This window comes from Kribbella orskensis (assembly GCF_004342085.1).
In the GTDB taxonomy this organism is placed as follows: Bacteria; Actinomycetota; Actinomycetes; order Propionibacteriales; family Kribbellaceae; genus Kribbella; species Kribbella orskensis.
Window position 1 is genome coordinate 50,171 of sequence record NZ_SLWM01000033.1, and the last position, 8,736, is coordinate 58,906.

Below are 8,736 nucleotides of genomic sequence, written 5' to 3' on the forward strand. Positions count from 1 at the left end.
CTCACTCCGCGGAGGTGTCGGGGATCTTGTTGATGGCGTGGTCTCCGGCCGCCCAGAGGTACTGCACCGCATAAGCACGCCAGGGACGCCAGGCCCGGGCATGCGCGATCAGCGCTTTCGGTGCCTCGGGCAACCCGAGGTCGCGAGCGGCGTACCGGACGCCCAGATCGCTGGCCACGAAGGCGTCCGGGTCACCGAGCGCCCGCATCGCGATCGACTCGACGGTCCAGGGACCGATCCCGGGCAGGGCCGCGAGCTGCTCGCGCGCCTGGTCCCAGTCGCTGCCGGCCCCGAGATCGATCTCGCCGGCCGCGAGCGTCGCGATCAGGGTGGTCAGCGTCGTCCGCCGGGACTCCGGGAAGGCGAGTGTCTCCGGATCGAGCGCGGCCAGGGCGTCCATCCGGGGGAACAGGTGGGTCAGCCCGCCACCCGCGTCCTCGATCGGATCCCCGTACGCCTGCACCAACCGGCTCGCATGCGTCCGCGCCGCAGCCGTCGACACCTGCTGCCCGAGCACAGCCCGTACGGCGAACTCGGCGCCGTCCACGGTCCTCGGAACCCGGCGGCCCGGCGCCTTCTGGACCAGCGGCGCGAGCACCGGATCGGTCCGGAGCAGGTCGTCGACGGCGATCGGGTCCGCGTCGAGATCGAGCATCCGGCGGCACCGGCTGATCGCGATCGAGAGGTCGCGCTGGTCCGTCAACGACAACTGACAGGCGATGTGGTCGGGCATCGGGCTGAGCGCGACCACGCCGTGCCCGTGCGGCAGTCGCAGGGTGCGGCGGTACGCCCCGCCGCGCCACTCCTCGACCCCGGGCACACCGGTCGCGATGAGGTGCCCGAACAGGTTGTCCGGAGTCAGCGGCGCACGGAACGGCAGCCGCAGGGAGATCGTGCCGGCAGCGGTCGACCGGCTACCGCGCTTGACCCTGCTGCGCAGCTCGGTCGGCGACAGTGCGAACACCTCCTGCACGGTCTCGTTGAAGGTCCGCACGCTCGAGAAGCCGGCAGCGAAGGCTACGTCGGCCATGAGCAGCGAACTCGTCTCGATCAGCAGCCGGGCCGTCTGGGCCCGCTGGGCCCGCGCCAGAGCGAGCGGGCCCGCGCCAAGCTCCGCCTGAAGCTGTCGCTGCACCTGGCGAACGCTGTACCCCAGCTGGGTCGCCAGCCCCGGTACGCCGTCGCGGTCGACCACCCCGTCGCCGATCAACCGCATCGCGCGGGCGACCAGGTCGGCGCGGTCGTTCCACTCCGGTGACCCGGGACTAGCGTCCGGCCGGCAGCGCTTGCAGGCGCGGAACCCGGCCTGCTGAGCGGCGGCCGCGCTCGGGTAGAAGCGCATGTTCTCGACCTTGGGCGGCACCACCGGGCAGCTCGGCCGGCAGTAGATCCGGGTGGTCAGGACCGCGGTGAAGAACCAGCCGTCGAACCGGGCGTCCTTCGACTGGACCGCACGGACGCAACGCTCGACGCATTCATACACGTCGCCCAGCATCCCCGGCCGCGCCGACACTTTCTAGCGGTTTTGCGCCATCGAGGTGGACGGCCCGGGCAGCGGAAATGCGACCTGAGGATCCGGGGTCGCATTTCCGCCAGCTTGCGGTCCGCCCGGCCGCTGGACTGGAGGGACAGGAATCCCTGCAGCACAACGAGAAACGGACACCCCGGAACAATGACTGAACTGACCGGCAAGCTGGCCCTTGTCACCGGCGGGAGCCGCGGGATCGGCGCTGCCACCGCGATCGCCCTCGCCGACCGTGGCGCCGACGTGGCCCTCACCTACAACAGTTCTCCGGACGAGGCGGCGGCCGTGGTCAAGCAGATCGAGGCGCTCGGACGCCGTGGCTTCGCGCTCGAGGCCGATGCCGCCGACGCCGCCGCCGTGACCGCGGCGGTCACCCGCGCGGTCGACGTACTCGGTGGGCTCGACATCTTCGTCAACAACGCCGGCGTCGGGGCGATGGGGCTGATCACCGACGTCGCCCTCGAGGATCTGGACCGAGTGCTCGCGGTCAACGTCCGCGGTGTGTACGTCGCCGCCCAGGCCGCCGCGGCTCGGTTGTCCGACGGTGGCCGGATGATCCACCTCGGCAGTTGCATCGCCGAGCGCAACGCCGGCCCGGGCATGACGCTGTACGCGATGAGCAAGTCCGCCCTGGTCGGCCTGAACAAGGGCCTCGCCCGCGACCTGGGCAGCCGCCGGATCACCTCGAACGTCGTCCAGCCGGGTCCGACGGACACGTCCATGAATCCTGCCGACGGTCCGATGGCGGCCGCGCAGCGGGCCTTCCTCGCGCTCGACCGTTTCGGCACCGTCGACGATGTGGCCGCGGCGGTCGTCTACCTGGCCGGTCCGGGCGGCAGCTACGTCACCGGCACCGAACTCACGGTCGACGGCGGCCATGCGGCCTGACGGCTGCAAACTGAGTAGCTTGGGGTTGTGCGTTACTCGGTGACGTTCGGAGCAGTGGGGCCAGGCCGCGATCCCCGCGGTCTGGCCGAGCTCGCCCGGCTGGCCGAGGACTCTGGCTGGGACGCCGTCTTCCTGGAGGACTATCTCGTCTACCAGGGCGAGACCGCGCTACCCACCTACGACCCCTGGATCTGCCTCGCCGCGATGGCCTGCGCGACGACCAGGATCAGACTCGGTACGACGGTGACGCCGGTGCCGAGGCGGAGACCCTGGAAGCTGGCCGCCGAGGCGGTCGCGCTGGATCACCTGTCCGGTGGTCGCTTCATCCTCGGCGTCGGGATCGGCGATCCGGGTGATCCGTTCCTGGCCGGCGTCGGCGGGCCGACTGAGCCCCGCGTGCTCGCCGAGATGCTGGACGAGTCGCTGGAGATCATCACCTCCCTGTGGACGGGTGCCCCCGTCACCTTCACCGGCAAGCACTACAGCCTCGACGGGGTGCAGTTGACGGCTCGGCCGGTGCAGCAGCCGCGGATCCCGATCTGGGTCGGCGGCAACTTCCTGGTGCCCGCGGTGCGTCGCCGGATCCTGCGCTGGGACGGGTCCTGTGCCTACAAGGGCAGCACCGATGCACCACAGCGGATGACGCCCCAGGATGTCCACGACCTGCTGGCCGAACACTGGACCACCGACCGGACGCACTTCGACGTCAAGGTCAGCGGAGGCGATCCGATCGCCTTCGCCGAAGCCGGCGCGACGTGGTGGGGCCGTTGGATCGCACCCGGTCCGGTCGCCGACGCGGTGGCAATCCTCCGGGCCGGACCACCTCGCCTGCCCTGACTTTCCAAGCCACCCGAACCGTTGACACGGACGGGCTGGTGAGGTGAGACTGCGAGAGCGTTTTAACGTTCAAACCGGCTGGTGTGACCCGGGTTGAGGAGATCGGTATGGCAACGCTGAAGCAGGTCGCCGCGCACGCGGAGGTCTCCGTCCAGACCGTCTCGAACGCCCTGAACGCCCCGCACCGGCTGCGCCCGGACACCCTGCAACGGGTCACCCGGTCGATCGAACTGCTCAACTACCGGCCCAATCGTAATGCCCGGAGCCTGCGGACCAGCGCGGTCGAGCTGATCGGGTACTGCGTGCCCAGCTGGCCGGACGGTCAGGCGCACCTGGTGATGGACCAGTTCCTGCACGCGCTCTGTACCGCGGCCGAGACCAGCGGCCGGCACATCCTGCTGTTCACCGCACCCACCGGCGTCGACGGCATGCTCGTGTACGACGACCTGCACGCGCGGCGACTCGTCGACGGCTTCGTGCTCTCGCAGACGGAGACCCACGATCCGCGGCACGGCTGGCTGAAGGAGCAGCAGATCCCGTTCGTCTCGTTCGGGCGGGTGTGGAAGGAGAGCACCCAGCCGGGTCCATGGGTCGACGTGGACGGCGCGGCCGGTTGCGCCGCGGCGGTCCGGCACCTGTACGAGACCGGCCGGCGGCGGATCGGCTTCCTCAGCTGGCCCAAGATTTCGGGCCTGGCCGAGGACCGGCTGAGCGGCTGGCGCACCGCGTGCCGCGAACTCGGCCTGCCGCACGACGCCAAGCTGGCGGTCCGCTGTCCCGAGGACACCATCGACGCCGGCGCCCAGGCGACCGCCGAACTGCTCGACGCGGACCAGCCGGTCGACGCGATTGTTGCCATCAGCGACATTCTCGCGCTGGGCGCGCTCCGCGAGCTGAACCGACGCGGCCTGCGAGCCGGTATCGACCTCGGCATCACCGGTTTCGACGACTCCCCGCTGGCCTCGGTGGTGTCCCCCGCGCTGACCAGCATTCGCCAGCCGATGGACCAGATCGCCACCGAACTCATCGACATCCTGACCGGGCCCGCCACCGACGCCACCGGCAACGGCGACACCCGGCCTTCCACCGAACGACTCCTAGAACCCGAAGTAGTGATCAGGGGCAGCTCAGGCCCAGGCTGACACAGGTGGTGCGGCCACGCACCGCCAGAAGGAGGTATCCCGTCATGACACCCCGCCCTGTCGGACGAACTATCAGGCGCTCCGCCGGACCCGCCGGTCTCCTCGCCGCGGCAACGGTGCTCGCCCTCACCGGCGCAGGACTGCCGGCCACCGCCGGTCCGCCCGCCGCCGCATCACCAGGCGCAGTACAGACCGGATCGCAGTCCGGCGGTAGTGAGTTGTCGGAGACGACGCGGCTGGCCGATCGCAGGTCTTTGGTGGTCGGCGACCGTGCCTACGCGATGGGCGACGAGACCGGTCTCTACCCCGCCACCGGCTGGCACACCCGCGGCGAGATGGGAGGGTTCTGGACCCAGCCGCTGAAACTGCTCGACGGCATCTGGTTCGGCCTGGACGGCGCGTGGCTCGGCAAGGACGTCGCCGCGGCCAAGTACACCAGCGGGCACGGCTACCAGCGAATCGACTACGGCGGCGACGTCAGCGTGGCACGCACCGACTTCGTCCCTGACGGCGTCCGCGCGACCCTGGTCGGCCTGACGCTGAAGTCCAGCACGACCAAGACGGTCAAGCTCGACGTCGACGCGCACTCCGAACTGATGGCGTCCTACCCGTGGGGCTGGACGACGCCGAACGCGGGTGAGGCGAACCTGCCCGACACCGGCTCGTACGCCGACGGGACGCTGCAGTTCCGTGAGCAGGGCACGCCGCCGATCACGAACGCCGCGCCGCACGACTACACCGCACTCGTCGGGTCGTCCCTGCGTCCGACGGGTCACGCGCTCGGCGCGAACCATCGCGGCCCGCAGGACCCGGCGGTCGTCTGCCCGGCCGACGGTACTCCGCCCGCGCACTGCGACGACTCCGTCTTCGGCAAGGGCACCGGCGGGCGGCTGACCTACTCGGTCGACGTCAAGCCGGACAAGCCGACCACCGTGTGGTTCGCGGTCGCCGGATCGGACGACAACCCGGCGGCGGCACAGCGCGAGTACCAGAAGGCGATCGGCAACCCGGAGAAGTTGCTGAAGGCAAAGAGCCGCGACCGGGCGGCGATCGACGCGATGACCTCAGTGGACCTGCCTGGTGACCGGCTGCTGCAGCAGAGCGTCGAGTGGAGCAAGCAGAACCTCGCGGACTCCGTGCAGGAGGCGCGCAACCTGCAGATCCGCGACGTCAACGAGGGCAAGTCGTACCCGGCTCCCGTCGGCACGGTCGACGTGGCCCGCTGGTTCGGCGCCGGCTTCCCGGACTACCCATGGCTGTTCGCCACCGACGGCGAGTACACCTCGTACGCCGCGGTCGCGGCCGGGCAGTTCGACACGGCGAAGCAGCATCTGCGGGCGCTCCGCGACGTCAGCGACCTGCTCAACAACCGCAGCGGCAAAGTGGCCCACGAGGTGACCCCGACCGGCGACGTGTACTTCGGGTCGAACACCAGCGCGGGCAACACCGACGAGACGGTGAAGTTCCCGAGCACCGTGGCGTTGCTGTGGCGGTGGACCGGCGACAACCGGTTCCGCGACGAGATGTACGACTTCAGCGTGCGCAACCTGCAGTACGTCTACCGCGAGCTCGACAAGGACAACGACGGCTGGCTCGAGGGACTCGCGAACGTCGAGCGCAGCGGCATGGGCGTCGAGAAGCTCGACAGCACCGTGTACCTCGCCCGCGGGCTGCGGGACCTGGCCGACCTGGCCGCGTCACGTCATGACCAGACGATCCAGCAGTGGGCGACGACCAAGGCCGACGACCTCGAGCAGCGGTTCGAGACGCAGTGGTGGATGGACCAGGCCTTCGGGTACGCCGACTCGATCGACGATCCGGCGAACCCCGCCAACGACAACACGCCGATCTTCCAGCGGCACTGGACCGGCGTCACACCGATGGAGGCCGAGCTGGTGCGACCCGGCAAACCGACCTCTCCGCTGGCCTCGCCGGAGCACGCGGCGATCGCCCTGGACCAGCGCGAGAAGCCCTGCTACACAGGCGAATTCGGGCTCTTCCACACCGGCACCGGCCCGACCGCCGACCCGGGTGGCAACCCTGGCGCGTCCTGCGACACGGTGGTCTCCGGGGTGAGGAGCGAGCGCGCGATCTTCTCGCTGAACACCTCGATCATGGCCGTTGCCGAGGGCAACTTCGGACGACTGGGCGAGAACCAGCAGCAGGTGTACACCACCGGCAACGCCCGGATCCAGCTCGACCCGGACGTCTGGGAGACCCCCGGAGCGATGCCGGAGATCGCCCCGTCGCCCGACTCGCCGGCGAACATCGGCCGGGCGTTCACCGACCGCTCGATGGCACTCCAGGCCTGGGGCACGTACGGCGTGCTGTGGCCGGTCGTGCACCAGCAACTGGGCGTGAGCCCGGACCTCGGGCACGGCCGGGTGGCGATCGTGCCGCAGGTCCCGGGTGGTCAGCAGAAGGTGGCCGGCAGCAATATCCGGCTCGGCGGCGGCTCGGTCGATGTCGCCGCACGCCTTGCAGACAAGGAGATCCGGACCGACGTACAGATCAAGGGGCTCGGAGCAACCGTCACGATCGGCGCGGTCCTGCCGGCTGGGGCGAAGGTCCGCGCGGTATCACTCGACGGCAACGCCACGCAGTACAAGCTGGTGACGACGGCTCGCGGGACGGAGGTGCAGGTGGCGGCGGATGGCAAGACGTCGTCGCTGCGGATCACGCTGCAGTGAGGCTGTCGTCCCGCTGAGTCCATGATCAAACGAACGACCGGTGCACAGGGCTCCTGTGCACCGGTCGTTGCCGTCTGGGCAGACATCGCCGGAAGATCCCTGGAAGGTCTTGGAAAACCTCGGAAAATCAGAAAAGCCGGACATCCGGAAAGCACCGTGGGCCCCTCCGAGTATGAGTCGGAGGGGCCCACACAGCTGAAGGAAGGTGACGTCTCCAGCTTCCCGAACCGGATCCGAAGGGCCGGCAGACCCCGTCACCGGTCTACCTCGGTGGGGATCCCCACCGCTAGGGTCCTCGGTTTTCCGTCCGACCCGCCGCCCCCTAGAGAGCTGCGTGTCGACATTTCTACCTCTGCTGCCGTGCACGCACAAGCCTTTCTCACCAACAGGTTCCGGCAATTCGCGAGCTTCAGCGTGTCATCCACAGTGAGTGCGCGACCATCCACAGAAAGAGCCGAGGTTATGCACACCCCCTGTGTATAACACCGCTCGTCTGTGCACTACTCGGTCTCACTCCCAGCGGAAGAATCTTGCCGCCACCCCGATGCAGCCGACCGTCACGACGAGCATCGCGACGACGTGGGTGAGACCCGGCCGGCTACCCACCCACGCGTCCTGCATGCTGGTCATGACGGCGCCCATCGGGGTGATGACGCGCAGCCAGCGGATCGACTCGGGCATCAGCTCACCGGGCGTCCAGACGCCGGCGAAGAACATGCTCGGGAAGAACAGGACGTTGCCGACGATGCTCGCGCCCTTGGCGGTCGACACCAGCCCGGCGATGTGTACTCCGATCGACAACTGAGCGACGCAGTAGAGCAGGGCCGCGAGGGCGAACGGCAGCGGCGAGCTCGGCAGGTGCGCGTCGAAGACCAGCGGGCCAGCCCGGCCACTCACGCGGGAACAGCTTGCTCTCGATCCGGGTCAGGGTCAGGGTCTGGCTCATCGTTCCGCTCCTTCGAAGTCACGGCCGCCAACGCAAGGAACGCGTCGTCGAGGGTGGTCTGTTCGGTGTGCAGGTCGACCGGCGCGAGACCGCGGCCGGACAGCTCGGTGACGACGGCGACCAGTACGTCGTCGTTGCCGGTGACAACGATCCGCCGTCACGCTGGACGGAGTTGACCGCCGGCAACGCCTTCAGGATCGCGCTGTCCATGCGGGTCGAGCCCGGTGGTGAGCTCGTCCAGGGATGGCGATCTTCGGGTTGCCGATCAGCGCCAGGGCGATCGACAGCCGCTGCTTCTGACCACCGGACAGCCTGGCGAACGCGGTGTTGCGGACCTTGGTGAGTCCGAGCCGCTCGAGCAGGTCGGCGGGATCGGCCGGTGACGGGTAGAACGACGCGTACAGCTCGAGCGCCTCCCTGGCCTTGATCCGGTCCGGCAGCTCACTGGCCTGCAGCTGGACGCCGACCAGCGAGGTGATCTCGGTGCGGTGCTTGCGCGGGTCCAGAGCATCAGGTAGCCGAAGTAGAGGCCGAGGGCGCTCACTGCGAGCACTCCCGGGACCCCGATGGCCAGGGGCGGACGGTGGTAGCCGGTCGTGCGGAGCGCCTCGGCTGGATGGCATGAACACCGACCTGCTCTGTGGATCACTGGCCGAGCCGTCGAGACTGCGCACGTACTCCGCGGTCGTCCTCGGCGCGCGCAACCCG

7 protein-coding genes are annotated in these 8,736 nt (G+C 69.4%); 4 read left to right on the plus strand and 3 right to left on the minus strand.

Annotated features, from left to right (window positions below; translation table 11 throughout):
- Position 1: 1 nt before the first annotated feature.
- The gene (locus EV644_RS40810; protein ID WP_369410617.1) at positions 2-1,513 is read right to left on the minus strand and encodes an AlkA N-terminal domain-containing protein; all 1,512 of its coding nucleotides are present in this window, start codon (positions 1,511-1,513) and stop codon (positions 2-4) included.
- A gap of 159 nt (positions 1,514-1,672) precedes the next feature.
- Here EV644_RS40810 and EV644_RS40815 point away from each other — a divergent pair, with 159 nt between their 5' ends.
- The 4 genes from EV644_RS40815 (at position 1,673) to EV644_RS40830 (ending at position 7,082) form a co-directional block, all read left to right on the plus strand.
- Positions 1,673-2,413 (plus strand): SDR family NAD(P)-dependent oxidoreductase, encoded by a 741-nt coding sequence (locus EV644_RS40815; RefSeq protein ID WP_132196529.1) that lies wholly within the window; start codon positions 1,673-1,675, stop codon positions 2,411-2,413.
- 27 nt (positions 2,414-2,440) lie between these two features.
- Positions 2,441-3,250 carry an LLM class flavin-dependent oxidoreductase gene (locus EV644_RS40820; protein ID WP_132196531.1) on the plus strand — a complete coding sequence of 270 codons (810 nt, stop codon included), beginning with the start codon at positions 2,441-2,443 and terminating at the stop codon, positions 3,248-3,250.
- Between the two features lie 107 nt (positions 3,251-3,357).
- Positions 3,358-4,392, plus strand: coding sequence for a LacI family DNA-binding transcriptional regulator (locus tag EV644_RS40825; protein ID WP_132196533.1), 1,035 nt, complete (start codon positions 3,358-3,360; stop codon positions 4,390-4,392).
- 44 nt (positions 4,393-4,436) lie between these two features.
- Positions 4,437-7,082: a glucosidase family protein gene (locus tag EV644_RS40830; RefSeq protein ID WP_242001041.1), complete on the plus strand. Its 2,646-nt coding sequence runs from the start codon at positions 4,437-4,439 to the stop codon at positions 7,080-7,082.
- Between the two features lie 510 nt (positions 7,083-7,592).
- Here EV644_RS40830 and EV644_RS40835 read toward each other — a convergent pair.
- The gene (locus EV644_RS40835; protein WP_132196535.1) at positions 7,593-7,979 is read right to left on the minus strand and encodes an ABC transporter permease; all 387 of its coding nucleotides are present in this window, start codon (positions 7,977-7,979) and stop codon (positions 7,593-7,595) included.
- 240 nt (positions 7,980-8,219) lie between these two features.
- Positions 8,220-8,736: ATP-binding cassette domain-containing protein (locus tag EV644_RS40840; protein ID WP_241999385.1), on the minus strand; the 517-nt coding region annotated here is incomplete at its 5' end.

What these genes read in the sequence shown, in the direction of transcription:
- EV644_RS40825 (WP_132196533.1), top strand. Translation starts at nt 3,358, where the DNA reads ATGGCAACGCTGAAGCAGGTCGCCGCGCACGCGGAGGTCTCCGTCCAG.
- EV644_RS40830 (WP_242001041.1), top strand. Translation starts at nt 4,437, where the DNA reads ATGACACCCCGCCCTGTCGGACGAACTATCAGGCGCTCCGCCGGACCC.
- EV644_RS40815 (WP_132196529.1), top strand. Translation starts at nt 1,673, where the DNA reads ATGACTGAACTGACCGGCAAGCTGGCCCTTGTCACCGGCGGGAGCCGC.